The organism is Nitrincola nitratireducens (genome assembly GCF_000585235.1).
In the GTDB taxonomy this organism is placed as follows: Bacteria; Pseudomonadota; Gammaproteobacteria; order Pseudomonadales; family Balneatricaceae; genus Nitrincola; species Nitrincola alkalisediminis.
The window spans coordinates 56,866-82,319 of sequence record NZ_AONB01000021.1; the positions used below are offsets into that span (position 1 = coordinate 56,866).

The 25,454-nt window shown below is 48.0% G+C and carries 29 protein-coding genes and 2 pseudogenes; 22 read left to right on the forward strand and 9 right to left on the reverse strand.

The window, feature by feature from the left end; translation table 11 throughout:
* Positions 1–20 precede the first annotated feature (20 nt).
* The 4 genes from phnC to D791_RS15410 are packed head-to-tail and all read left to right on the forward strand — an operon-like array spanning position 21 to position 3,165.
* Complete coding sequence (gene phnC / locus D791_RS15395; protein WP_036513503.1) at positions 21–851, forward strand: phosphonate ABC transporter ATP-binding protein; 831 nt, start codon at positions 21–23, stop codon at positions 849–851.
* Positions 848–1,669, forward strand: a complete 822-nt coding sequence (gene phnE / locus D791_RS15400; RefSeq protein WP_036513505.1) for a phosphonate ABC transporter, permease protein PhnE — start codon at positions 848–850, stop codon at positions 1,667–1,669. Before phnC ends, phnE (D791_RS15400) begins: the two co-directional genes overlap by 4 nt.
* Positions 1,669–2,496 (forward strand): phosphonate ABC transporter, permease protein PhnE, encoded by an 828-nt coding sequence (gene phnE / locus D791_RS15405; protein WP_036513506.1) that lies wholly within the window; start codon positions 1,669–1,671, stop codon positions 2,494–2,496. Before phnE (D791_RS15400) ends, phnE (D791_RS15405) begins: the two co-directional genes overlap by 1 nt.
* Before the next feature lie 9 nt (positions 2,497–2,505).
* A complete protein-coding gene (locus D791_RS15410) occupies positions 2,506–3,165 on the forward strand; it encodes a histidine phosphatase family protein (protein WP_036513508.1) in 660 nt (219 codons plus the stop codon).
* A gap of 242 nt (positions 3,166–3,407) precedes the next feature.
* On the opposite strand, the gene D791_RS15415 is transcribed toward D791_RS15410, so the two are convergent.
* The 5 genes from D791_RS15415 to D791_RS15435 all read right to left on the reverse strand — a co-directional run bounded on the left by D791_RS15415 (position 3,408) and on the right by D791_RS15435 (position 7,934).
* Positions 3,408–3,908, reverse strand: coding sequence for a GNAT family N-acetyltransferase (locus tag D791_RS15415; protein WP_036513510.1), 501 nt, complete (start codon positions 3,906–3,908; stop codon positions 3,408–3,410).
* Positions 3,908–4,186 (reverse strand): type II toxin-antitoxin system TacA family antitoxin, encoded by a 279-nt coding sequence (locus tag D791_RS15420; RefSeq protein ID WP_036513569.1) that lies wholly within the window; start codon positions 4,184–4,186, stop codon positions 3,908–3,910. Before D791_RS15420 ends, D791_RS15415 begins: the two co-directional genes overlap by 1 nt.
* Positions 4,187–4,591: 405 nt before the next feature.
* Entirely contained in the window at positions 4,592–6,301 is a 1,710-nt protein-coding gene (olsF, locus tag D791_RS15425) for a bifunctional ornithine lipid synthase OlsF (protein ID WP_036513512.1), read from the reverse strand.
* Between the two features lie 84 nt (positions 6,302–6,385).
* The gene (locus D791_RS15430) at positions 6,386–7,405 is read right to left on the reverse strand and encodes a glycosyltransferase family protein (protein ID WP_036513515.1); all 1,020 of its coding nucleotides are present in this window, start codon (positions 7,403–7,405) and stop codon (positions 6,386–6,388) included.
* A gap of 1 nt (position 7,406) precedes the next feature.
* Positions 7,407–7,934, reverse strand: a complete 528-nt coding sequence (locus D791_RS15435; RefSeq protein ID WP_051514603.1) for a phosphatase PAP2 family protein — start codon at positions 7,932–7,934, stop codon at positions 7,407–7,409.
* Positions 7,935–8,090: 156 nt separating this feature from the next.
* On the opposite strand from D791_RS15435, the gene D791_RS15440 reads away from it, so the two are divergent.
* The 8 genes and pseudogenes from D791_RS15440 (at position 8,091) to D791_RS15465 (ending at position 15,084) form a co-directional block, all read left to right on the forward strand.
* Entirely contained in the window at positions 8,091–8,801 is a 711-nt protein-coding gene (locus D791_RS15440) for a UTRA domain-containing protein (RefSeq protein WP_036513518.1), read from the forward strand.
* 131 nt (positions 8,802–8,932) lie between these two features.
* On the forward strand, positions 8,933–10,456 hold the full coding sequence (locus D791_RS15445; RefSeq protein WP_081763906.1) for an EAL domain-containing protein: 1,524 nt from the start codon (positions 8,933–8,935) through the stop codon (positions 10,454–10,456).
* Positions 10,457–10,596: 140 nt separating this feature from the next.
* On the forward strand, positions 10,597–10,743 hold the full coding sequence (locus tag D791_RS20090; protein ID WP_157682403.1) for a hypothetical protein: 147 nt from the start codon (positions 10,597–10,599) through the stop codon (positions 10,741–10,743).
* Positions 10,744–10,868: 125 nt separating this feature from the next.
* Positions 10,869–11,984 carry an ABC transporter ATP-binding protein gene (locus D791_RS15450; RefSeq protein ID WP_237748677.1) on the forward strand — a complete coding sequence of 372 codons (1,116 nt, stop codon included), beginning with the start codon at positions 10,869–10,871 and terminating at the stop codon, positions 11,982–11,984.
* Between the two features lie 148 nt (positions 11,985–12,132).
* Positions 12,133–12,971: pseudogene (locus tag D791_RS21905) on the forward strand (extracellular solute-binding protein); the annotation flags it as partial.
* Complete coding sequence (locus D791_RS21170; protein ID WP_237748678.1) at positions 12,955–13,500, forward strand: ABC transporter permease family protein; 546 nt, start codon at positions 12,955–12,957, stop codon at positions 13,498–13,500. The pseudogene D791_RS21905 and the gene D791_RS21170, both read left to right, overlap by 17 nt.
* 41 nt (positions 13,501–13,541) lie before the next feature.
* Positions 13,542–14,645, forward strand: coding sequence for an ABC transporter permease (locus D791_RS15460; protein WP_237748681.1), 1,104 nt, complete (start codon positions 13,542–13,544; stop codon positions 14,643–14,645).
* A gap of 37 nt (positions 14,646–14,682) precedes the next feature.
* Entirely contained in the window at positions 14,683–15,084 is a 402-nt protein-coding gene (locus D791_RS15465) for a tetratricopeptide repeat protein (RefSeq protein ID WP_051514604.1), read from the forward strand.
* Positions 15,085–15,108: 24 nt separating this feature from the next.
* Here D791_RS15465 and D791_RS15470 read toward each other — a convergent pair whose 3' ends face one another.
* The 4 genes from D791_RS15470 to D791_RS15480 all read right to left on the reverse strand — a co-directional run bounded on the left by D791_RS15470 (position 15,109) and on the right by D791_RS15480 (position 19,151).
* Positions 15,109–16,971: an insulinase family protein gene (locus D791_RS15470; RefSeq protein WP_081763908.1), complete on the reverse strand. Its 1,863-nt coding sequence runs from the start codon at positions 16,969–16,971 to the stop codon at positions 15,109–15,111.
* Entirely contained in the window at positions 16,889–17,473 is a 585-nt protein-coding gene (locus D791_RS19245; RefSeq protein ID WP_051514606.1) for a M16 family metallopeptidase, read from the reverse strand. The genes D791_RS15470 and D791_RS19245 overlap by 83 nt, the downstream gene beginning before the upstream one ends.
* 39 nt (positions 17,474–17,512) lie before the next feature.
* Complete coding sequence (locus tag D791_RS15475) at positions 17,513–17,704, reverse strand: hypothetical protein (protein ID WP_036513521.1); 192 nt, start codon at positions 17,702–17,704, stop codon at positions 17,513–17,515.
* 613 nt (positions 17,705–18,317) lie between these two features.
* Entirely contained in the window at positions 18,318–19,151 is an 834-nt protein-coding gene (locus D791_RS15480; protein WP_237748679.1) for a DeoR/GlpR family DNA-binding transcription regulator, read from the reverse strand.
* Between the two features lie 42 nt (positions 19,152–19,193).
* On the opposite strand from D791_RS15480, the gene D791_RS22095 reads away from it, so the two are divergent.
* The 10 genes and pseudogenes from D791_RS22095 (at position 19,194) to D791_RS21180 (ending at position 25,270) form a co-directional block, all read left to right on the forward strand.
* The gene (locus tag D791_RS22095) at positions 19,194–19,349 is read left to right on the forward strand and encodes a hypothetical protein (protein WP_420329352.1); all 156 of its coding nucleotides are present in this window, start codon (positions 19,194–19,196) and stop codon (positions 19,347–19,349) included.
* Entirely contained in the window at positions 19,346–20,191 is an 846-nt protein-coding gene (locus D791_RS15485; protein WP_420329353.1) for an ABC transporter substrate-binding protein, read from the forward strand. Before D791_RS22095 ends, D791_RS15485 begins: the two co-directional genes overlap by 4 nt.
* A 5-nt stretch (positions 20,192–20,196) precedes the next feature.
* Positions 20,197–21,899: pseudogene (locus D791_RS15490) on the forward strand (ABC transporter permease).
* Complete coding sequence (locus D791_RS15495) at positions 21,887–22,936, forward strand: ABC transporter ATP-binding protein (protein WP_036513524.1); 1,050 nt, start codon at positions 21,887–21,889, stop codon at positions 22,934–22,936. The pseudogene D791_RS15490 and the gene D791_RS15495 overlap by 13 nt, the downstream one beginning before the upstream one ends.
* Positions 22,937–22,945: 9 nt before the next feature.
* Positions 22,946–23,695 (forward strand): MBL fold metallo-hydrolase, encoded by a 750-nt coding sequence (locus D791_RS15500; protein ID WP_051514607.1) that lies wholly within the window; start codon positions 22,946–22,948, stop codon positions 23,693–23,695.
* Positions 23,680–24,012, forward strand: coding sequence for a hypothetical protein (locus D791_RS15505; RefSeq protein ID WP_157682404.1), 333 nt, complete (start codon positions 23,680–23,682; stop codon positions 24,010–24,012). Before D791_RS15500 ends, D791_RS15505 begins: the two co-directional genes overlap by 16 nt.
* Positions 24,013–24,082: 70 nt before the next feature.
* The gene (locus D791_RS21910) at positions 24,083–24,319 is read left to right on the forward strand and encodes a phosphatase domain-containing protein (RefSeq protein ID WP_337588677.1); all 237 of its coding nucleotides are present in this window, start codon (positions 24,083–24,085) and stop codon (positions 24,317–24,319) included.
* A gap of 20 nt (positions 24,320–24,339) precedes the next feature.
* The gene (locus D791_RS21915) at positions 24,340–24,537 is read left to right on the forward strand and encodes a phosphatase domain-containing protein (protein WP_475096947.1); all 198 of its coding nucleotides are present in this window, start codon (positions 24,340–24,342) and stop codon (positions 24,535–24,537) included.
* Between the two features lie 197 nt (positions 24,538–24,734).
* Positions 24,735–25,007, forward strand: a complete 273-nt coding sequence (locus tag D791_RS21175; protein WP_036514972.1) for a hypothetical protein — start codon at positions 24,735–24,737, stop codon at positions 25,005–25,007.
* Positions 24,974–25,270, forward strand: a complete 297-nt coding sequence (locus D791_RS21180) for a hypothetical protein (RefSeq protein ID WP_157682405.1) — start codon at positions 24,974–24,976, stop codon at positions 25,268–25,270. The genes D791_RS21175 and D791_RS21180 overlap by 34 nt, the downstream gene beginning before the upstream one ends.
* Positions 25,271–25,454 lie beyond the last annotated feature (184 nt).

Below are 25,454 nucleotides of genomic sequence, written 5' to 3' on the forward strand. Positions count from 1 at the left end.
TAGTTTAGGAGCCGTTTGCTATGTTAAGCATTCAATCGTTAAGTAAGCGCTACAACACGGGTGATAGAGCCCTGACGAATGTGAATATTCAGATTCCAAAAGGGCAGGTTGTGGCTTTGATTGGGCCGTCTGGAGCGGGCAAAAGTACACTCATTCGCTGTGTCAACCGATTGGTTGAGCCGACCGAAGGTCAAGTGTTTTTGGGTGATACACAGCTGACTCAACTAAATACTCGCCAGTTACGTGCGGCGCGTCGTCGTATGGGAATGATTTTTCAGGATTACGCGTTGATTGATCGTTTGTCGGTCATGGAAAACGTCCTGTCTGGCTATTTAGGCTATACGGGATTTTGGCGCAGTTTTTTGCGTCGCTACCCCCAAGATGTGATTGCCGAAGCCTTCCGCTTATTGGAGCGCGTTGGCTTAGAGTCATTTATTGATAAGCGTGCCGATGCCTTATCCGGTGGACAGCGCCAGCGCGTTGGTATTGCACGGGCCTTGTTGCAAAACCCACAGATTCTTCTTGTGGATGAGCCGACCGCCAGTTTAGATCCGAAAACCTCACGCCAAATTATGCGTCTGATTCGTGAGTTGTGTGCAGAGCGCGAGTTGTCAGCAATTATCAACATTCACGACGTGCATTTAGCTCAGCAGTTTGCTGACCGTATAATCGGGTTAAAAGCGGGAGAGGTTGTGTTTGACGGTGAGCCCGAGGCGTTGGATACCGATATGCTAACGCTGATTTACGGTGAAGAAGACTGGAACCCGCAAACTGACACGGAAGACGATGACAGTGTTCAAACGCAAACGCCGGATCCGATTCGCATGGGCGCTAAGGTGGCGATGGTATGAAACCCCTGTTGAACCGAACCGATTTGGCTCGCCAAGGGCAGTGGCGACCCATGCCATTAATTCGAGATGTGCGTTATCGCTATCTGTTGATTCTGGCTGTACTGGCGTACTTCTGCTTGGCTTTTCTGAGCATTGATGTGAATTGGACGCGTGTTGCAGAGGGCATGGGCCGGGCTGCGCGCTTCTTGTCCGCTTTCTTACAACCGGATTTTACCTCTCGTAGTCAGGATATTATCAATGGATTGTTAGAGTCGTTGACCATGACGTTGACCTCGACAGTCATTGGGGTGTTATTGGCCATTCCGGTGGGTGTTGGGGCTGCACGTAATATTGCGCCTTTGCCAATCTACTTGTTCTGTCGTGCCATTATCGCCATCTCACGTACCTTCCAAGAAATCATTATTGCCATACTGTTTGTGGTGATGTTTGGCTTTGGTCCTTTAGCGGGCATGATTACCCTGGCCTTCGCGACGGTCGGCTTTATGGCGAAGCTGTTGGCTGAAGATATCGAGGATATTGATGAGCGCCAAGTGGAGGCCATACGCTCAACGGGCGCGCGTTGGTTGCAGTTAATGAATTATGCGGTGCAACCTCAAGTGATGCCAAGGCTGATCGGTTTGTCTGTGTACCGCTTGGACATTAATTTTCGGGAGTCTGCGGTGATCGGTATCGTCGGGGCTGGTGGTATAGGTGCGACGCTCAACACGTCTCTGAGTCGCTATGAATACGGTACGGCCGCAGCAATATTGATTATCATTATTGCGATTGTCATGTTAACCGAATATTGCTCGGGTTATATCCGCAGGTGGGTACAGTAATGCCAGTCCGTTATTTAGACAATTCGACATCGCTTGCAAATGCACAGTGGAGCGCTAAAACCCGCAAGCAGCAATGGTTAAGCTGGTTGGCTTGGTTGCTGGGTGTTTCTTTATTTATTCTGTGTTGGAAAATTATTTCGGATAACACCCTTTGGGTTTTTGTTGAAGATGCACCCAAACAGGGAGCTGATCTCATCTCTAGGATGGTTCCACCCCAGTGGGACTATACCCCCAAGCTTTGGCAACCCCTGTGGGACACGATTAATATCGCTACCTTTGGCACTCTGCTGGGCATCGTAATGGCTTTTCCGTGTGCCTTTTTGGCTGCGCGCAATACCACGCCTCATCCGCTGATTCGCTCAGCAGCGTTGATGATTATCGTGTCTTCACGCTCAATTAACTCGTTAATTTGGGCGATGCTGTTGGTCACCATTCTCGGCCCTGGATTGCTAGCGGGTATTTTGGCCATTGCGTTGCGCTCCATTGGCTTCGTCGGAAAACTCCTCTATGAAGCCATAGAAGAAATCCACCCAACTCCCGTGGAAGCTATTACCGCAACGGGTGCAAGTCGATTGCAAGTCATGGCCTACGCCGTTTTACCACAAGTAATGCCTGCCTTTGCGGGCATTAGCATCTATCGCTGGGACATCAATATTCGTGAATCAACCGTGCTTGGGTTAGTCGGTGCGGGCGGGATTGGTCTGCAGCTCAATGCCGCCATCAATACCCTGGCTTGGGACAAAGTCAGCATGATATTTATATTAATTTTTGCGACGGTGTTAGTGTCTGAGTGGATCTCGGCTAAAGTCCGCAAAGCCTTTTTGTGAGGATTTAACATGCGTTTAACGGATGCAAATGTAACGCGGATCGACTTGATACGCCACGGCGAGCCAGAAGGCGGTCGCAAGTTTCGTGGTAGCACTGATCATCCTTTGAGTGTATTGGGCTGGTCTCAAATGCAAGCGGCTGTCGGTGAATATAACCAATGGGATGCGATTGTAACGTCGCCTTTACTGCGTTGCTGTGAGTTTGCACATTGGTTAGGTGATAAGCATAACATTCCCGTGGCGGTGGAGTCAGATCTGGCTGAAATGCATCTAGGTGACTGGGAAGGGCTGACCATGGCCGAAGCAAAAGCCCGTTTTCCGGCCATCGATGAATACCCAGATCAGGTCACGGCTTTCTGGGCAGACCCTTTGCATTATCCGCCACAAAATGGTGAAACCTTCCAGCGTTTTGACTTGCGGATACAGCAAGTGTGGACACGTATTTTAGAGGCGTACAAAGGTCAGCGTGTTTTGATTGTGGCGCATTTGTTCACCTGTAACTTTATTATCCGCCAAGTGTTGCAACAGCCACTCGAAAAAGCGATTTTCTTCGACTTGCCGTATGCCGGCCTGAGCCGTTTGCGCTTTGAAGACACGCCGACCAGTGAACTCATTCAGTTGGAATGGGTGGGACGCAGTGACATACCCAGTGCGCCGTTGAAGTCTTAGGGTTATTAAGGAATTAAGGGGGGGTAAATATCTTAGCGTACGTTTTTCGTTCCGTTGGACTTTACACCCCTTAATATGCCCAGTCCCTCAGCGCTTGCCAATATGTAAGTAGTGAGTCCAAATCTGGCCTTGCTTTTCTGCGTCTGACCAACGGGCAGAGGTTAGTACTATGGCTTCCCGAGAGTTTTATGGCGGATCAAGCCGAGTTTGCCTGTGTATTTTCGTTGGAGCCAGAAAAGGCTTTATTTTAATAATGCTTTGAGATCCTTAAGCATTAGAAATAAGTGGTATGGATCGGTTGGGCTATTTTCGAAATCCCATGCTTCATACCATTGTCGAGCGGTCTCATTCTTGGCATGAACCAGCAGGCATCGAATACCTGCGATGTCAGCAGCTTGTGCGGTACGCAGCAATGCGTCTTTTAATAGAGCCTTACCTAGACCTTTTCCTTGGTGTTGTTGATCAACTGCTAAGCGTGCTAACACCATGACGGGTACGGGGTGTCGAGCTAATCCTTTTATGATTCTCTCTGGGGCGGAGCTTGGATCAACACTTCCGACTGTTAAACTGTAGAATCCCACCACTGCATCGTCGAGGCAACACACATAGGTGTGTGCACTGTTGGCCTTTTGATTGATCAGCGCATATCGTTTCAGAAATTGATCTAGAGCTGTTTGCCCACTATCAAATCCATTTACAGAGTCCGTCGGTTGAAGTTTGCGAATGGGTTGATAACGAGCCATTAATCCAGTAGCCCTGGCTGGCTAAGCAATTTTTTCATGTTCGGTTTAGCTTGAGCGGGACGATCCAGTGCATCTTGAAAAGCCGCCCATTGCTCATCACTGAGTACAAATTTTTGGCGATCTGCCAACGCTTGATTAGCTGCAGTCACTCCTGCATCCAGCAGGAACTCACTAACACTCTTATGACACGAACGTGCAGCTTCCTGTAATAACTGCTTAACAGCGCTATTCGCCCGAATATCGATCCGTTCAGTCTTTGATTGATTCACATTGTTCATATTCGTCACCATCATTCTATAGGCTTAATCGTAGCGTACGTACGATATCCTGACAAGCGTTGCATTTGTATTTACTAGAGTGCAGCAGTCTATGAAAAGGTATGTTGGTATATCAACGGAGATAATCTGTTCGGTCTTTACCGTCAATCGAATGGTCGTAATGTCTAGGCAGTTTTTATTAATTGGCAGTCTTGCCCTGTCTCTCAGCGCTTGCCAATATGTAAGCCGTGAGTCTAAAGCATTTCTGCTTCTGACCAACGGGCAGAGGTTAGTACTATGGCTTGCCGAGAGTTTAATGACGGTCTGGTGTAGAACGCCGAGTTTTTCGTTGGAGCCGACACATGCGGTAGAGATGGATCAAGGAATAAAGCGACACACATAGGCTTGTGTACAATTGGCTTTCCTCTACCCCATATACCGTTGCCGCTTTTTCTCTTTAATCTTATCGATCTCCACCAAGACCAGCCCATCAATACAGTAGCCAAAGTCCGCGTCGACACTAAAGTCGAGAAAGCGTACACCGCCATCTTCACACAGCTCAGTGTATTGTTTGTACAGCGTAGGGACGGTAACTCCGTACATATCCAAACGCTCTTTCAAGACAATGAAGTCGTCTTTGGCATCTTGGAAGGTAAAGAGTTTTTGCGCTTCTTGGAGCCCTGCTTCGGAGGCGAGGTAGGGGGCATTGGCACTGGCCAGTAGTGAGATTTCACCAAAATAGTGCCGATAGTAAATGACGAGCAAGTCACGCGCGGTTTGTGGGAGCTTCGCTGAAATCGAGACAGGGCCGATCATATGGGTTATGTGGGGGCGTGAGCGTAAATACGCGCCAATTCCGTACCAGAGATAATCCAAGCTGCGTCGTCCCCAGTATTTGGGCTGCACAAAGCTGCGACCTAGCTCAATTGTTGTGTTTAAGGTGGAGTGAAACTCCTCAGCGTAGCTAAACAAGGTAGACGAGTAGAGGCCTTTAATGCCCAGCTCTTTCATCAGTGTATTACCATCACCAATTCGATAAGCGCCCACCAACTCTAAGGCTTCATCATCCCAAAGAATCAGGTGTTGATAATGCCGGTCAAAACTGTCCACATCAACGCGCTCGCCAGTGCCTTCTCCGACACGACGGAAAGTGAGCTCGCGTAAACGACCCAGTTCACGTAGAACGGTCGAATCGGGGCGATAATCGAATAAAAAGATCTGCATGCCTTCTTGAGTGACGCCTAAACGCTCGGCTTGACGCAATTCACGCCGCAAAGCGAGACGCTCCTCAGGATGGGCAATCGGCTTTTCGGTGACAAATAACGGCTTTTTGTTTTTAGGAAGACGATAGACATGCTTCTTTAACAGCTTAATCTTTGTTTTTAGAGGTAAATCCGAGCCATCAAAACGCTCTAGCGGAATCAGCTCCCCAATACGAACGGGCATATCCTCGGTATGTTTTTTAAACATCTCATTGACCAGCATTAAACCGCCAATAGGGCGGTAAATTAGGGACAGTGAGTAAAACAGGGCTGAATTTTTGCTGCTTAAATGAACGGGTAGAATAGGGGTGTTGGTTTTGCGAGCGAAATGTACAAACCCACTTTGCCAAGGGCCATCTTTAATGCCCGTGGCGCTGGCTCTTGAGACCTCTCCGGCTGGGAAGATAATCAGCGCTTCTTCTTTCTTTAAACAATCCGTCACTTTACGCAGGGTTTGCCGATAGCCGCTTTTGCTTAGGTTGTCCAAAGGCAGCAGTAACGGCCGTAAGGGTTCGAATTGCCAGAGTAAATCATTGGCGATAATTTTGACGTCTTTGCGTACTTCACCGATCAGCTTTAACAACACTAATCCGTCTAGAGTGCCAAGAGGATGATTGGCGACGATGATCACTCGGCCTTGAGTTGGAATGTTTTCCTTTTCGCGTGCCGATACCAAGTAACTGATATTAAAGTGTTCCAATACTTTATCGGTAAACTCAAATGCACCGAGGGCTTGGTGCTTATTTAAGAAGAGATTGACTTCCTCTTCATGAAATAAGTGCCTGAGCATATTCAAAATGGGGCCTTTGACCATTTTAGGCTTGGTTAAAAGCTTGGGATACTTTTCAGAGATCAAGGTTTCTATGCTAATCATCGGGCAGATCCTATGGGATTATCTATAAAGATCTAACCTGATTTAGATGAAAGGCGCGTGACAACGGCGTGTCATTTCGATGAATCAAGTATCCCAAACAGACTCAACAAACCCTGCCACGGGCTCCTCACAACCTGACGCTAACCAAGCGGCAATCGCATCCGCGACGGGAGGAAAGGCCATGGGTGTTGCACTGGGTTGTTTTAGCCACTCTAAAAGTTCATTCGGATCAAATCGAGTTAAGAGAGTGCCCTTTTGCATTTGGACCAGTGCTTTGGCATTGCAGATTTGCTCAATTTGGCCTTTAAGGGGTTTGGTAAGGATCTTTTTGCCCGCGACGAGAGCTTCGCTGCACAAACCAAAACCACTGTTGCAAATGACCCCCTGGCTGGCAACAAGATCTAACGGAAATTGAGTTCGTGATAGCGGGACCAAATGCACATTCTTATAGTAAAGAGGGTAGTCGACCTGGGTATACACACGAAAATACTGTTCAGGACAGCCCTGTAGCCAGCTGACGACCTGAGATGTGTCTTCGAATGGCAAGTACACGAGGATCATACTAGGCTCTGCTTCATGTGGTGCACAAGGAAGAGGGCTGATTAAAGGAGGAAGGATGGGCGCATTGAATGCCTGCCAATGGATACCAAGATAATGGGTAGCGGGGGCAAAGGCGCTGAGGCTGAGTGTAAGCCAAGGAGCGCTCTGGGTTCCGGGCACCTTGTACTTGAGGGCATACTGGTGCGCCAATCCAACGCACAATCGCTTTTGACGCTTTGCAGCCCAAGCACTGACCGGTTCGAAGTCTGTCAAAACCAGATCATAGTGGCTGACGTCCAGTGCACGAACATCGCGTAAAAACTGCAGGGGCTGAGTATTCATAAGGGTTTGCAGTGCCTGGACCTTGCCCTGATCCGTCTTGAATGTGAAGCCAGAAAAGCAGCGATAATTGCCAAACCTATCCATATCAAACAGGTCTTGAGAGGGGCGACCACTAAATACAAAGTCGACCTCTATCCCTGCGCGTGTTAAGGCGGGCAGCATCGCTCGTGCACGTGTTATATGACCATTGCCTGTGGCTTGCACGCCATAGAGGATTTTCATCTCAACTGCTCTTAAAGACCAATAAAAGACTCGCGACGGATAGACCTAAACAACAGCCTGCCAAGATGTCGGTTGGATAGTGGACACCCAGCAATACGCGAGAGACGCCAATGCATGAAGCCACGGTAAAGGCAACTAAACTCAATCCGGGATAAAACTCAGCTAACAGGAATGCAAACATAAATGCAGCGGCGGTATGACCTGAAGGGAAACTAAAGCGATCTGACGGGGCAATGCTGGCATGTAACCCTGCGAAGCGACGATAAGGCCGCTCGCGTTGAATGACATTCTTCAAGAATAAATACAAAGGCAACTCAATTAAAAAGGCAAGTCCGACCCAGAGTAAAAACGCACTGCCAATGACCCGGTCAAACAAAAAAACACCGAGGACAATGAACGCATATAAATAGCCATCGCCACATTTTGATAGGGTTAAACTTAAATGATGAATTGGGCGGTGCTTACCCCAATCATACAGATAAAAGAAGAGTTGCCGATCGACGGATGTGATTTTATCCAGAGTCATCATATTCTCACTCCTTATTTCAGTCGCTTCATTATCCTGCATGAAAAATGACAGAGGGATGACAGGTGCGTTAAAACTTAATGACGTGGACGGTTGATGCGTAAGCAGCGTGTTAAGATTCTGCGAATATGGGTACACTAGCCAATTTTGGATGCTGTCATGTCAGACCAGCCACTCTACTTACAACTCAGGGATCAATTGCTTGAGCACATGGCGCGAGGAGCTCTTCAGCCGGGAACGCGTTTGCCTTCTGAACGCGCATTGGCTGAGACCTTCGAAACCACGCGTGTGACATTAAGACAGGCACTGGCTCAGCTAGAAAGTGAAGGGGCTATATACCGCAGTAATCGCCGTGGTTGGTTTGTGTCCGCACCTCGTCTGGAATACGATCCGGTGATGGACATTAGCTTCACGCGTTATGTTGCTGATCAAGGTCGAACACCGCGTACGGAGGTGGTTGGTATTGAGCGGATGCCCGCTCCCGTTCACGTTGCCAAAGCCTTAAAATTGGGCGAGGTTGCGGATGTGTATTTACTGAGACGTAAACGCTATGTTGATGAACGCTTAGTGTTTATTGAGCGCATTTGGTTAAACCCTATTTACTTACCGCATCTTGATCAGCAGCCAGTGGATGCATTATGGAAAATGCTCAACGAAAAATATGGCATTGAGCTGAAACGAAAACAAATCACCATCACACCCATTGCACTTATTGGCTCTATAGCTGAGGCTTTGGATGTGAACTCGGGGTGTCCCGGGTTGTTTATCACGCGTTTGGGTCAAACCGCAAAGGGTGAAGCCATTGAGTATGATGAGGAATACTGGTTACATGACGTGCTAACCATTCGTGTGAGTACTCAAAGTCTTTAATTCCGCTGTTGGCTGTTGGGAGTACTTGTTTGTCATCAAGCTGTCATAAAACTTACATATTCTTACAATGCGCTTTGTATTCAAGGTATTGATTTAAAGTCAGTAAGCGACTCAAGGACAAGAGTCAGTCGATGAAACAGCCGGAATTGCGCGCAGGATACACCGATAATGACACAAGAGTTCATGATGACATGTCTAAGATTTGCCCCCTACTACCTACGAATGAACAGCTTTGTGTCGAATTATCGACCATCTTAACGAACAAGCGCATCAGCACCTTGTTTCAACCGATTGTGGACGTACAGCAAATTGAGGTCTTCGGATACGAAGCCTTAAGCCGTGGGCCTTCTGACAGCCCCTTGCATGCGGCACCGATTTTGTTCGAAACCGCAGAGCGTTGTGAAAAGAATAGTCAACTGGAGTTGTGCTGTTTGAATGCAACGTTGGAGCATTGGCAACAATACTCTTTAACCAACAAAGTGTTTATTAACATGAACCCTGAGATGTTAATGCATCCCGGGTTTGGCGTTAAAAAACTGCTGTTAAGTCTAAAAAAGCGCAACATTTCGGCCAGTAGCATTGTGATTGAAATGTCCGAGCGCTTTCCAATCACGAATATAGTGCAGTTAAAATTAGCCGTGACCTGGCTCAGAGAACAAGGCTTTTTGATTGCCATAGATGATCTTGGCGCAGGGTACTCTGGCTTGAAGCTTTGGTCAGATTTAAAACCCGATTTTGTGAAGATTGATCGTCATTTTATACGTGATATCCATGAAGACTTGGTGAAGCGCGAGTTTGTGCGCTCGCTGGTTGATTTATCGGAGCGAATTGGGTGCGAGATCATTGCCGAAGGCGTGGAAACCAGCGCCGAACTCGCGGTGGTAAAAGCGTTAAATATTCATCTGATTCAAGGTTTTTACTTTGGACGACCTCGTGCTATTCCCAACGCCTCATTAGAACTGTGTCAAACCAAAGAGATGCCTCAGCCGCGTACGTATGGGCAGTTTGCGCGTGACCTTTCCGAGTATATTGAGCCTGTAAGCTCTAAGACGTCCTTAAAACATGCTTGGGACGTATTGCAAAAAAATCCTACGATTTTTTCCTTGCCAATCGTAGATGATGGCCGACCCTTAGGACTTTTACACCGTTGGCGTGTATTGGAGCTGTATGGAAGTCAGTATGGTCGTGCCTTGTATGAAAAGCATCCCGTCATCAAGTTTATTAACAAGGACTCGTTGATTGTCGATGTTAATATGTCGTTGGACGATGTCAGCCAGCGCTTGATCGATGAAGATTACCACTATCTCAAACAGCACTTTATTGTTGTTGAGCAGGGGTATTACTTGGGAATGGGGACGACGCGCTCCTTGCTTAAACAGCTAACGCAGCAGCGTATTCAAATTGCCCGTTATGCGAACCCCTTAACGCAATTGCCAGGCAATGTGCCGATTAAAACTGAAGTTGAGAAGCGTATTGAGCGAGGAGAAAGTTTTTATTTTGCCTATGTTGATATCAGTCATTTTAAGCCTTTGAATGATTATTTGGGGTATAAAGTGGGTGACACGGTTATTTTAAAATTAAGCGTGTTATTGAAAAGTACCTTTACCGGTGCGGCCGATTTTGTAGGTCATATTGGGGGGATGATTTTGTGGTGATGTCGAGAAATCCGCAGATTGAGTCTGTGTGTCAAAGGCTTAGAAGGGACTTTTTTGAAAGCATCAAACATATCTACAACCCGAGCATTTTAGAGCAGGGCTATCATCTGGGCAAAAATCGAAAAGGAAAGGAGCAAAAGATGCCCCTAGCCTCTATCTCTATCGGAGTGGTGTGGCTCAAGGGCATGAGTCGGATCACCGAGGATGAGTTGGCCGAGATGGCCGCGATGGCAAAGTCCGAGTCCAAAAAAGCGCTGAATGGATACTTTCAATTGACCGCCGAATAAGCGGATCTAAACGATTGCGGATCGATGGTTCATTAGTCTCCGTCATGTATTTGTCATCTATACGTCACCGAAACGCAATAAAAAGGGATTAGCCTCTTTGGATTGTTTTTTAGGGTGGCTTTCCTGTGAATGCATTGACACAACATACAACGCAACCGGCTTTAGACATAAAGGGCGTCGTAAAACGCTTTGCCGGCGTTGAGGCCTTAGCCTCAGTCAACCTGACGTTACCTGCTGGGCAAGTGTTAGCGTTACTCGGTCCATCTGGCTGTGGAAAAACCACCTTGCTGCGTTGTATCGCAGGGCTTATAGAGCCATCTGAAGGCCGTATTCTGATCTCTGGCGAAGAAGTGTCAGGTCCACGCGGCTGCCTGCCACCCGAAGCACGGCGGTTGGGCATGGTGTTTCAGGATTATGCCTTATGGCCGCACATGACTGTGGCTGAAAATGTCGCCTTTCCTTTGACGATGCAGGGCATCGCTAAATCTGAACGTCAGAAAAAAGTTGAATGGGCTTTAAATACTGTGGGTCTGCAAGCCTTTGCCAGTCGATCCCCTGGTACTTTATCGGGCGGTCAACAACAGCGAGTGGCCTTAGCGAGAGCGATCGTTAGTGAACCGCGTTTGTTGTTGATGGACGAGCCCTTGTCGAATCTGGATAAGGGGTTGCGAGAGTCTCTCGCCGTTGAGATTCGCCGTCTGATTAAATCCCTGCACTTAACCGCAGTGTTTGTCACGCACGATCAACACGAAGCCTATGCCATGGCGGATCAGGTTGCGGTCTTACACAAGGGGGTCATTGAACAGATTGCACCGGCTCAAGAGCTGTATCGTCAACCGGCCACGCCCGATGTCGCTAAGTTTCTAGACGCTGGGACTTTGATGAGTGCAACCGTCGATGCTAAAGGGCTTTGGCTGGACTCTTCTTTACCACCCTTGCCTTTGTCTTTGCCTGATGCAGAAGAGCAGACTCAAGTGCAAATTATGCTACCGCGATCCGCATTACAGGTGTCGTCGATACCCTCGGCTTATCCGGTCGAGGTGTTTGCCTCGGTGTATCAAGGTGAGTTCTACAGTATCACCCTAGTGCTGTCCCCGAGCGGTGTACGCCTGCAGATGCTGACGCAAGACCCTCCTGCGTCTCAAGGCTATCTTCATATTGATCTGCGCCAGATTCGGGCGTGGGATTCGAATAACCGTGTCATCGAACTGCGTTCTGTATCCGATCATACCTACATTTAAAACGTGAGGCTTCACTGTGAACACAAAACAACTTTTGGCGTCTGCTGTTTTATCAATCACCTTGGCTGCCAGTGCCCAAGCACAAATCTTAACGGTTTACTCCGCTGGCCCCGAAAGCTTAATTAACCATCTTGCGCAGGATTTCACGGCCCAGTCTGGAATTGCGGTGAATGTGTTTCAAGGGACGACAGGGCAGGTGATGGCCCGTTTAGAAGCTGAACAGGCCAATCCCATTGCCGATATTTTGATTTCAGCGTCTTGGGACTCTGCCGTTGACTTAAAAGCGCGCGGCGATTTGTTGGAGCATGTGTCACCGAATGCAACACAGGTCCCCGAGTATTTAAAAGACACGCATTATGTTGCCCAAGGCGTGTCGGCCCTCGCGATGGTGTGGAATAAAAACAGTCAAGTGGCGATGCCAAAAGACTGGTCAGACTTGGCTCAGCTGCTTACAACAATGAAGTCACCATGCCGGACCCTGCTCAGTCTGGGGCGGCTTTTCAGTTGATTACAGGCTTGCTGGCTTCACAGGGCGAGGATGCAACCTGGTCATTAATGCAACAGCTGAAAGACAACAACATGATTGTGCCAGGACCGAATGCACGTGCGCTGAATCCTGTGTTGCAGGGTGCCAAGTCAGTGGTGTTTGGTGCCGTGGATTACATTGCTTTAGGTCAGCAAGCCGATGGTGAGGCGATTGAAGTGGTGTTTCCTGAAAGTGGCACGGTGATTGCGCCAAGACCGATGATGATTTTCAAATCGACAAAGTCGCCTGATCAAGCGAAAGCCTTTATTGATTTCGTTTTGTCCGATGCCGGTCAAGAGCGTGTAGCGCAAAGTTACTTAATGCCAGCGAGAACCGATATTCCAGCATTGCGTCCAACGCTCTCCGAGCTGAATCTGATTCAGTATGATGAAGCGCAATACGAAGCGCGTCGCGAAGACATACTGCAGTCTTTCAGAGCGATTTTTGGTCAGTCAAACTAATGAGATTATCGGCTTATACGATGCAAGGTGTGATGCTAGCAACGGCTGGCATCCTCCTGCTTTTGGTTGGACTGCCTTTACTCTACATTGTATTGCAGGCGATCTTCCAGACGTAAGCCGGGGCAGTTGGGCTCAGCCTTTTTCGGTGTTTATTCCGACACTGAAAGATCCTGAGCTCGCGCATTTGCTCGGCAATACTCTTAAGCTTGGTTTGGCGGTTGTGCTGGGCAGTGCTTTGCTCGCGATTCCACTGGGTGCTTTAAGAGCACTGGCGAAAGTGCCAGGTGCTGCTATTTGGGATGTGGTGTTTCTGGTGCCTTTCCTGATACCACCTTACATTGCTGCTTTAGCTTGGATGATGTCCTTACAAAACCGAGGCTACTTGCAACAACTCCTCGGGTTTAATGCCGATGCATTTTTATTCTCCTTCTGGGGGATTGCATTCGTTATGGTGCTGAATGTGTTTCCTGTGGTGTATTTTGCCATTTCAAGAACATTAATGCTGTCGGTGGGCGTTATGCGTCGGTAGGACGCGTCTGTGGTGCCGGGCCATGGCGGTCATTCTTTCGAATTAGCTTGCCCTTATCGATCCCCGGTATGGCGGCGAGTTTATTGTTGGTATTTGTTTTAACGATTGAAGAGTTTGGAACCCCCGCGACATTGGGTGCTCAATCTGGCTACTTTGTGTTAGTGACGGGCATTCATGAGCGTTTTTCCGACTGGCCTTTGGATATTCCTGGTGCGTCGGTCTTGTCATTATTGTTGGTGATACTGGCGATGGCAGCCTTTTATTTTCAGCATTGGTTAGTCACGCGTCGTTCGTATATTTCGGTGACGGGTAAGCCGTCTGCGATTGAACAGATCGAACTGGGCCGTTTGAAATGGCCGGTGTTTATGCTGTTTATGTTGGTTGCGTTTATTTCGGTAGCGGTTCCGATTCTTGCGGTTTTAGCAACGGCGTTATCTTCAACCTTATCGGGTGGGTTGAGTTGGAGCAATCTATCACTGCGGCATTTTGAGGCACTTTTTAATAATCGTGCCGGTGCGTTGCAGGCTTTGTCGACCAGTCTAGGCTTGGCGACAGGGGCGGCGCTGTTAACAGGTATTCTGGGTGCATTGATTGGCTATTTAGTGGTGCGAGCACAAGTTAAAGGCCATAAGCTTTTGGATTTTTTATCGTTATTGCCCAATGCCATGCCGGGGATTGTGGTGGCTGTGGGTTTAATTCTCGCGTGGAATCAAACCCATTGGCCGATTCAGGTGTACAACACCAGTTCTATGCTGTTGCTGGCCTACACCTGTTTGCTACTGCCGTATCCGGTGCGGTATGCTAGTGCAAGCTTCCGGCAAATGAGTGAAAATCTCGAAGCCGCCGCGCGCGTCTGTGGGGCTGGGTTTGTACAAATGTTCATTCGAGTGTTGCTACCCGCCTTGTCTCCGGCACTGATTGTGGCGATGCTTCTGGTGTTTGCGATTGCGTCAAGGGAGCTAGTTGCTTCGCTCATGGTTGCCCCAGCAGGCTTGACGACGGTATCAACCTTTGTTTTTGGTCAATTTGAGCAGGGGTCACCCGGCCTTGGGATGGCGATGAGCGTTGTGGCCATTTTTAGTACGACATTCCTCTTATTGGTGTTGACCCTGTTGGGACGTCGTCGATTGAGTGGTGAATATTAACCTGAAGACCTGACAGAATAGAGGGGCGGAACACCGAATGCGTTTTATTGGCACGTTGCTCGCCCCTGTGGTGTTTTGGATTGCGTATGCGTTGTTTCGCTCACCCTTTGCCCGCAGTGGCAAAGCCCAACACCAAGGTGTGATGAAGTTATTCCGTTACGCGGCCGATCATGGCAACCGCCGTGCCTTATCCGTTTACGGGCATTTGCTGCATTTTCGAGGAGAGGGCGTCAGTAACCGTATTCAGGGCGCCATTTACCTGCAGCGCGCCGCTGATTTAGGGGATATGAAAGCCCAGTATCAGATGGGTCGGGTATTTGAGCAGGGCTTCGAGCATTATTTTCAGCCGGATGGTGTAAAAGCCAAACAGTATTATACGCTCGCGGCCAAGCAAGGACATATGTTGGCACAGCGTTGGTTGGAGCAGAGTGATGTGTAAGGGCTCCAACCGTTTGTCAACGTACTAGTCTTTACTGCCTGCTCTGTCAGCCAGCACTTCAATCCATATCGCACTGGCTAAATGTTTACGTATTGCCGCATTCACTTGATCTAGAGTGACAGTCGCAAAGTCATTATTGCGCTTGATCCAGTCGAGATAGGTGTGTCCTCGATAGGTTTGATTGGGTAGATGCGCTAAGATGATTTGGTCTTGGCCAAGTGCTAATTGTCGCTCTTGAAAAATTGCCTGTTTCGCCTGTAATAGCTCCTCTTCTGTAATGCCAAATTCGATCAACTTTGACACTTCATCTTTTACTAAGTCAGCAAACTTTTCACCTTGCGTCATCGGGTAGCTCGATTCTATATTAATCCAACTGTCTGTTCCTAAATTGGCAATTTTAATCGACGTTCGAATACCATAGGTTAGCCCTTTATCTTGGCGAAATCGTTTGCTTAAACGTGACTGGATAGGATGACGGCCCAGTACACGTTCAGCCAACAACAGAGCCGCTGCATCTTCATCTGCATTGTTTGCAGGAAAGTGTAAATAGGTTAAATAGTGTCCGGTCAATAATGCGTTGGCATGAGCATGTAAGCGTGCTTCTGGAAAGGGCTCATGCAACTGCTCCTCGCGAGTGAAGGGAGCTGGGCTGTTCCACTGTCCAAACAGCTGTTGAAGTAGAGGCTTGATTGTTTCGGGGTCAAAATCTCCAGATAAAGCGAGTTGACCGTGATTGGTTCCGTAAAATTGACGGTGGAAGGTTTTAACATCGTCTAAGGTCAATGGTTCCAGCTCTGCTAGCAGCTCGTTATGATCACGATGGCGCAATAGATGACCTTCTGGATGGCGCTCAACCTGACGCAGGTATGCACGGTTTGCGACTTGAGCAGGTTGCTGATTAGTCTGGCGAAGTGCTTGTTGCTGTTGACGTTTAACTACATCAAAATCCTCTTGCGTAAGCGCGGGCTGTTTGAGTACCTCCTGTACTAGTGTCAGTAAAGTCTCAAGATGTTTTGGAGGGGTTTCAAGACGAACAGAAACCGTGCCCGTGGACGGCTGAATAAATAACCCCGCTCCCATGCGGTTAACCTGATCCACCAATTCTTGAAAGCTTTTTGTTTCAGTCCCTCTGATGATTAACGTACCGGTTAATTCGGCCAGTGCTCTTTTATGATTCAGCGTGTCTGCATCACCGAAGCGAAATGTCATCCTTCCTTGAACGGGTTTACCTGAACCGGGCTGGGCACGTAATATGATTTGCAGGCCATTGCTGAGTTCATAGCGCTCTAGAGAGGCTTCAATCATTTCAACCTGCTGATTAAAGGCAAGCAGGTCAAATTCAGGTACGGCTGTAGCTGGGCTATTCATTAAGGCAGACTTATCGTCTGTTGGTTTAAGGGTTGTTATCTGAGCCGAACTCACCCCAGAAGCATCCGTCAGTCGATCAGAGATAGGGGTTGCTAATAACTGTCCAGTAAAACGTTGATTGGCATTGAGTAGTGTTTCAGCCTGTTGTTGAACATCGGCCAAGGTGAGATCAGCAAAGTGCTCGAAACGATCTAAAATGAGTTGCCAGTTTCCTAATGCGGCCGATTCAGACAGAACGTCAGCCAGAAGTCCTGGATTTTGAAGTAATTGCCATTGTTGTGCGGCAACCGTGGCTTGAAAACGCTCTAACTCGTCGGCTTGTAAAGGGTTTTCTGCTAAGTTCTCAAGCGCTTGAGTCATTTGTTTAAGAGACTCATCAGCGGAGTGCCCCGATACAATTGGAGCGCTAAAGATATAATAGCCTGCGTGACGAAAGCTAAGCTGCAGTCCCATGACTCCGTGAGCTGTACCTGATTCGACGAGTGTTTTGTACAGGCGACCATGCGGAACACCCGCCATGATGTGGAGAGGCTGCGGACATTATGGCTTGACTCAATGCAGCAACGGGTTGATCTAGCGCCAGTTCCATTTCTCTAAATACGACTTCGCGCTCAGCATCCAGAATCTCTTGCTGAAACTGCAATTGGGTCATACGCTCAGCTTCTAAGGCGAGCAAAAAATCTAGTTTTTCCGAGTCCGAGTCTAACATCGCCGAGTAGCGTGTGCGGTCATAACTTGTCGTCGCATTGAATTGTATGCCGCGCTGGGACAGTTCTTGCGTGAGTGCTTCGCCTGAGCGCTGCTCGGTGCCCCTGAACATCAGATGTTCGAGCAAGTGAGCGGTGCCACTTTTGCCCTCTGGATCATCTAAGGAGCCGACTTGATAGATCAAATTGAAGAAAACGGCATCTCCTGAAGCATCGGGTGCGAGAATGATTTTCAAGCCATTGGCTAGTCGGTATTTGGCAATATCACCCCGTTCCGCCACTTTTTCCAGTGCAACTGAATATGTTGAGGCCATCAGTATTGCAACAAGGTTGTCACCTATTAAGATTTGATATCAGACAGTGGCGCATAGAAGTTTTCCTAAATATATAATACCCATTATTGTTGTAGGTATTAGTGTCCAATAAGCTATATTTGGTTTTGTGTTCTTTTTAGGAATGGTTACAAGTCCTAATTTTACAGAGAGCAGCGCTAGCGCTATAGTGGTTGTCAATATTAAAGCAATTGCTAAGGTATCTGATTCCATTCTTTTTCTCCATCTTACTATTTTCTGAAAAATATTTTAAAGATTGTTTTAAATGTTGGTTGTTTCGAAAATAACTCTATGTTTGATTTATTGGTGTATAAAAACACAGTTAAAGGAATGCATCCAAGACTAAATATGATTCCAATAAACACTATTTTCTCATACAGGCTTGCCGATAAGTGACTGGTTACAAAAATTATAGTTATTAGTAATATTATATAGAATATTGATGCGAATCTTGCATAGTTCATTGTGTGAGTTTTTTATTTAATGTTATGATGTTTATTGGTTGTTTTTAAGCTCATTTATTTTGATCACTACAAATCTTTCCCAAAAGACCAAACAGCCAGCATATACGTATGTTCCTGTCCTTATGGTAATACTTTAATTTAAACTGACGATTGATCCGAGGTGATCGTTACAACAACCTAATCAGCAACACCCTAATGTTAGCAAATGATAATCATTAATGTCTATTTTTTTATTACTATGTATGATGCTTTCTGATTAGAGCTTTCGCTTGCACTGCTTAGACATGCATCAGGCCTAACCGAAGAAGACATTGCAGCACTGCGCACGACACTTCACCACTGAGTGTGTTTATAGGACGTACTCAGCCTACCAACACGTCCACCTGTTTGGCGGATAACTGACTGCGTAGGCTTGAGTGCAGTGCCTCGTCGGTAATTACGCTGTGGAAATCACTGATATGACCCGCTCGACAAACACCCTCAGAATTAAACTTACTGCTGTCGATTAACAAAATATGATGGCGGCTGTTGCGCAATAAGGCTTCTCGGGCCATGACTTCGTCTGTGTTGTAGTCATAGAGATGCCCTAATTTATCCATACAGCCTACTGAAACGATGCCAATTTCGGCATTAAAGCGATTAAAAAACTCAATTGAGTCACCACCGACAACATCCTGATCTCGCTTTCTGACCAATCCACCGGCAATTAATAACTCACAACTCGGGTGATGGCAGAGATGGCGTGCGGCGTGCAAATTGTTGGTCATAATCCGCAGACCAGAGACTTGATAGAGCACTGCAGCCAAATGCTCGACAGTGGTGCCTGTGCCCAATAATAGGCTTTGATGCTCTGCTAGCAGGCTTAAACAGCGTTGAGCGATACGTGCTTTTCCTTGAGCGTTGCGGATTTGTCGTTGTTCAAAGTCCACGTTCTCTCGGCCTGGAAAGGGTGCAACAACACCATGACGGCGAATCAGTAACCCTTTATCTCCAAGGGTGCGTAGATCACTGCGAATGGTTTGCACCGAGACCTGATACTGTTCGGCCAATTGCTCTGGGCGCACAGCGCCTGCGTGATTAATCTGTTTTAAAATTCGCTGGCGTCTTTCTTTCGAATTCATAATGACCTTCTCAACAAATATAGGCTTGGCTAAAAAACGAAAGCATTCAACTAGCATACGAAAGAAAGATGTCATTTTAGTGTCACCTGAACCCTTTAGCATGGACACCTCTTCTTGATGAGACAACAAAAGGTGATGTCCATGTTCAATGTTAAAAAAGCGTTACTCTCTGTGGCTCTTGCGCTGCCGTTGACAGTTCAGGCTGCCGAAAAATTGGTGCTGTATACAAGCCAACCCAATACCGATGCTCAGATGACGGTGGATGCTTCATGAAGGCACACCCAGGTATTGAAGTTGAGTGGGTAAGAGACGGTACGACTCAGTTGATGACGCGTTTGCGTGCGGAATTGAGTGCTGGGGTATCTAAACCCGATGTGCTTTTGATTGCCGATAGTGTGACAATGGAGTCTCTGATAGAAGAAGACCTTCTTCAGCCGTATATGAGTCCTGAGCGTACGGGTTACGATGCAGCACTTTATCATCCCGAAGGTTATTACTACGGCACAAAAATGATTACCACGGGCATTGCTCATCATACCCGTGCTCCTCACCAACCCACGTCTTGGACGGATCTGACACACGAAAATCTTAAAAACCAGGTGGTGATGCCAAGTCCTTTGTATTCGGGCGCGGCCTTAATTCATTTGGCGGCACTGACTGATATGGATGGATTTGGCTGGGACTACTACCAGCAGCTCCAGGCCAACCAAGTCAGCGCTCAAACGGGCAATGGAGCTGTGTTATCCGCAATCACTGCTGGCACAAAACCCTATGGCATCTTAGTTGACTTTATGGCCATTCGTGAAGCGGCCAAAGGTGCGCCGATTAAGTTTGTCTTCCCCAGTGAAGGCGTCACTGCCGTGACTGAACCCGTGGCGATTTTCAAAGAGGCAAACCATCCAGAAGCCGCTCAAAAGTTTGTCGATTTTCTCTTGTCGAGTGCAGGCCAAGCATTGGTATCTGAGCAAGGCTACATTCCAGCATTGGAATCCATCGCGTTACCTGACGGATTTCCGGATCGCTCCGAAATACGCTTGATGCCATTAGACGCCGCTAAAGCACTGCAAAATGCTGAAGACAATAAAAAGCGCTTCAGTGAGATTTTTGGAAGCTGATGACCATGCAGCAAACCCCGAAAATCAGCAGTCAGCCTTCGCGCTGGCTGCTTTCTATACTCCTCTTGGTTATCTTGCTGCTGACCTTGATTCCGAGTCTTCGTTTGTTGATCGAGGCGTTAAAGGACTGGCATTTATTAGGCGATTCTACCTTTGCGCAGGTATTGCAAGAGCCTTCGACTTGGCGAGCCTTCTCACGGAGTCTTTACACCTCTGGTTTGGGAACACTTATTGCCGTGTGTTTAGGCAGTTTATTTGCATTTAGTGTGACCTTGACCAACATCCGTGCGAAAACGGCCTTGGTGTTTTGTTTCATGCTGCCGATGATGATTCCGCCGCAAGTGACGGCCTTAAGCTGGTTACAGTTAATGGGGCCTGGTAGCCCTTTATTGAATACCTTGGGTTTGGCGCCGGCATTGGGTTCTCCACAACCCTTGTATTCGGCGGAAGGTATTGCCATGTTGTTGGGCATTCAGCATGCGCCTTTGGTGTTTTTAGCTCTGCGCACCAGTTTAATTCATTTGCCTGGTGACTTAATCGAAGCTGCCCGTTTATCGGGTGCACGTCAGCATCACATCTGGCTCGATATTATTCTGCCCTTGACGCGCAACGGTTTGATTGCAGGCACATCAATTGCATTTGTATCGGCACTTGGGAACTTTGGTATTCCTGCGATGCTGGGCATTCCAGCGTCTTACTACGTATTGCCCACGCTCATTTATCAAAAAATGTCGGGTTTTGGGCCGAGCGTACTGCCTGAAATGGCGTCACTATCGGTATTAATCGGCGTATTGGCTTGATTGGAATACAAATTCAACAGTATGCCGCACAAAAGGGCCGTTTTCGCTTACTCGGCAACAGCAGTAAAGCGCAATCATTTGATTTGAAAAGAGGGCGAGTTGGGTTGGAAGTGGCCCTTTGGTTAGTGATCAGTCTGATTTTAATGGCCCCCTTACTGGCGTTAATGACCAGCTCTTTAGTCCCTGCATTAGGGGTTCCGTTGACTTGGGAGACCCTGACGTTCTCGGCCTATGATGAAATGGTCTCTCGTCAAGGGATGACTCGACGTGCCTTTTCCAATAGTTTGCTGCTGTCTATTAGTGCGGCGTTGTTACTGATGGTGCTCTCTATCCTCATTGCCAATAGCTTGCGTAAGTCATCGGCGAAGATAAGTACTTGGCTGCTCAGTAGCATTGAAATTCCCTATGCCTTGCCCGGCGTAGTCTTGGCGATTGCCTGTATTTTGCTCTTCGCTAAACCCTTGCCGTTCATCAATCTCGCGCTCTATGGCACCTTGTGGATTATATTTATCGCCTATTTAGCGCGCTTTTTAAGCGTTGCGTTAAAGCCCGTTTTGGCCAGTATCAATGAAATGGATCCGAGTCTTGAAGAGGCCGCGCAAATTGCAGGCGCGTCGCCTTCACGACGACTGATCGACATTGTTTTGCCCTTAATCGCACCGGCTGTTGGGGCAGGAGGCTTGTTGGTATTTCTGACGTCAGTCAATGAGTTGACGGTCTCGGCGTTGCTCTGGAGTGCGGGTCGAGAAACCTTGGGGGTTCTGATTTTCAATCTCGATGAAAGTGGTGACAGTATTCTCGCGGCCGCCATTGCGGTGCTTGTCGTGCTGATGGTGTTTGTATTGATGATGTTGTTGAGCCTCTGTGCTCGCTATTTACCCAAAGGAGTTGTCCCTTGGCAGAGTTAATCCTGAATCAGGTCAGTAAAGTATTCGAGCAAAATCGCGTGGTGGATCAGATTTCACTTAACATTCCACAAGGTAGCTTTGTTGCGCTCTTAGGGCCTTCCGGTTGTGGAAAAACCACCACTCTGCGCATGTTGGCAGGATTCGAGACGCTCAGTGAAGGTGAGTTACGCTTAGGAAATCAAACCCTTGCAACAGCGAAGACTCAGCTACCACCTGAAGACCGTAATATGGGCATGGTGTTCCAGTCGTATGCCTTATGGCCGCATATGACGGTGGCTGAAAATGTCGGGTATCCATTAAAGCACAGACGCATTCCCTCTGGCATGTATCAAAAAAAGATAAAAGACGCCTTAGAAACCGTGGAAATGATGCCTTACGCGCAACGTTATCCACAAGACTTGAGCGGTGGGCAGCGTCAGCGTGTTGCGCTGGCGCGTTGTTTAGTGACCGATCCTGACGTGGTGCTGCTGGATGAGCCGTTGGCCAATTTAGACCGCCACCTGCGGGCATCCATGGAAGAGAGCTTTCGAGCCTTTCATCAGCGCACGGGCGCGACCATGATTTATGTGACGCATGATCAAGCTGAAGCCATGTCGTTAGCCAATCAAATTGCTGTTATGGAAAAAGGTCGGCTAGTGCAATGGTCCAGCCCAGAAGCGCTGTATCATCAACCCAAAACCCAATGGGTGGCTGAGTTTATCGGGCAAGGCAGTATTTTGATGGGGAAAAAAGCGCCCGAGAACCAAACCCTGACGGGAGAGGGCGTCAATGCGTTGTTTCATCCAACCAATGAGCGTGCGCAAAGTGCATTTCTGGTTCGACCCCAGCATGTGCAGATTGAGTTAATCAACGCTTCATTGCCGCAATCAGCGGCTTTGACGGCCCGCGTGATCTCTCAGGTGTATCGTGGTGAGCGTTATGAAATCCATCTGGAAATGCCTAACCAACAGCGGCTACAGGCCTTTCATCCAATGGCTGTACCGATTGGAGCCACGGTTAGCCTTAACCTCACACAGGCTTGGTCATTGGCGGCATAAGGAGTCAGTATGTCGGTTGCAATACGTTGTCTTAGCGGGTTGGGTGATAAAGCGCCTGCCGCTATTTTACTGCAAGCAGACGGTGTCAACCTGCTGTTGGATGCAGGCGGAGCCTTACAATCTGGTGAAGCGATTGATTGGCCTAGGCAGTTAGAGGGCATCAAGCTGGATGCCATCTTAATCACGCACGACCATATTGATCATATCGGCGGTGTGGCTCAGCTGGATTTTAATATTCCTCTCTATTGTACGGAAATCGCGGCACTGAGCTTACCCAAAGGGCGAGACTGGCACCCTTTGCCATTGCGCGGTACCTGCAGGATTGCCGGGATTTCGGTGACAACAGGCTTAAACGGTCACTCATTAGGTGGTGTTTGGTTGCATTTCGGTCTTGATGAAGGCATCTATTACTCTGGTGACATCAGTCTGGAGTCCCTGAGCTTTGCCTTTGACTGGCCACCCAAAGCCAAGGTAGCGCTGTTGGATGCCTCGTATGGCGATTATGATCAACCTCAACAGGCGTGTATCGACGCCTTGATGGAGCGAATGCGGCCACAGAGTCTGCTGCCAGTGCCTCCCTCGGGTCGCGCATTGGAAATGGCGATTCAGTTGGAGCAACGTGGTTACACTGTCAGTTTAGATCCCGTATGTGTGGCATTTTTGGAGCAGGTTAGGTCGCTTAGCCCTCGCTATTTTCAAGAGGCTTTCATGCGGCACTGGCGCAATTTTCGCCGAGGCTTTGGATGGAAAGTGATCTAGACACCCCTTGTGTTCGCTTGGCGGCCGATCCGGATGGTTGTTCCGGCGCGGCGGGGCGTTTAATTGCAGATCCACACTATCAAGGTCGCGTAATTTACACGGGCTATATGCCAGAAAAAGCATTGAATGACGTGCAAACAGGACGTGCTGAATGGACGCGTTGGAATGTGCACCCAAGGTTCAGTGATATTTGTGGATTGGTCGAGCATCTGCAGGCTGAGCGTATCTACCCCTTGTTCGCTAAGCCTGAGCAGCTGCAGCGCTGGCAAGAAACCTTTAAGCAGCGTCTGTGTTTATCGAATTGTCTAACCGATTAAGCCTGTCGATTGAGCCATTACTCTCCAAAACTATGTTGAAACAATTTTTAAACAATAAAAGGACATATGCATGAAAAAATACTCCGCCGTTATTGTTGATGTGGATGGAACCCTAGCTGAATTCGATCCTGAAGAGGTAAGGCATTGGGTGTTGGGTGAAGAGAAGCATTGGGATGCGTTTTTTGATCATATGGAAACGGCCGCGCCTATTGATGCGGTTGTTAAGCTTGTTCGTATTCTGCATCAGCAAGGGCAAAAAATCCTTATTTGCAGCGGTCGTCCTGAAACGCATATGGCACGTACCTAGCTTGGCTGAATGCTCATGAAATTCCGTATGATGGTGTTTATTTACGTAAAGAGCGTGATGACCATTTGCGGGATGAGGTGGTCAAGGCCGAGTTGCTTGAAGATATGAAAGTTGCCGGATTTGAGCCCTGGCTGGTACTGGATGATCGTGATGCGGTGGTTGCGCAGTGGCGAGCTTTGGGGTTGACGTGTTTGCAGTGTGCGGAGGGGAATTTTTGAGGCCGTAGTGGTGGGTAGTAAGCCCTGACCTATCAAGACTCAAGACACGGCATTAATCCGTCCATGGAGCCTCGCGTTCGCCATCCATGGCGAACGACGGTCTTGAGTCTTGCTATGTCAGGGCTTTTGAGGAGGTTTCCGGTGGACGCTTGCTTTTAAAAAAAGCTATCATTCCAGTCAAAAGCAAAGGAGTTGCTATGACCCACACGGAACCAGACCGCAATACAGATTATGACAGCCCATGGAAAATAGCCCTCGATGGCTATTTTCAGGAGTTTTTACAGTTACTTTTCCCTCATATACCTCCAGAAATCGATTGGAGCAAAGGCTACACCTCGCTGGATAAAGAGTTGCAGCAGGTGACGCCAGATGCAACTTCCGGTAGACGTTATGCTGATAAACTGGTTAAAGTGTATACACTCGGTGGTGACGAGACGTGGCTTCTGATCCATGTCGAAGTATTCGTATGATGTATGAGCGAGGCTACAGCAAAGAGCAGATACAGGAATTATTCAATGTGATTGATTGGGTGATTCAGCTCCCTTCAGCCCTGAACGATGATTTTTTGAATGCGGTCTATGCAATCGAGGAGGATAAAAAAATGCCTTATATCAATACAGCTGAACGTGTTGGTTTAGAAAAAGGTGAACAAATAGGCTTCAAAGAGGTCGCCAAGAGGGCCGTCAAGAAGGCCGCCAAGAGGGCGAAGCTATGGCTTTACGCAAACTCATAAAAATGAAGTTTGGTGATGTTCCTGAGTGGGCGGATGAACAACTTTCGAATGCGATATAGCTAAGCTTGATTGCTGGATAGAAGGGATATTAACTGCAGAGACGCTTGAGGCTTTATTGTGTAGGCAGTGATTATGTGTCTCTAGCTCATAGTGACTATCGAGACCTTACGGTGAGTGGTCGGTT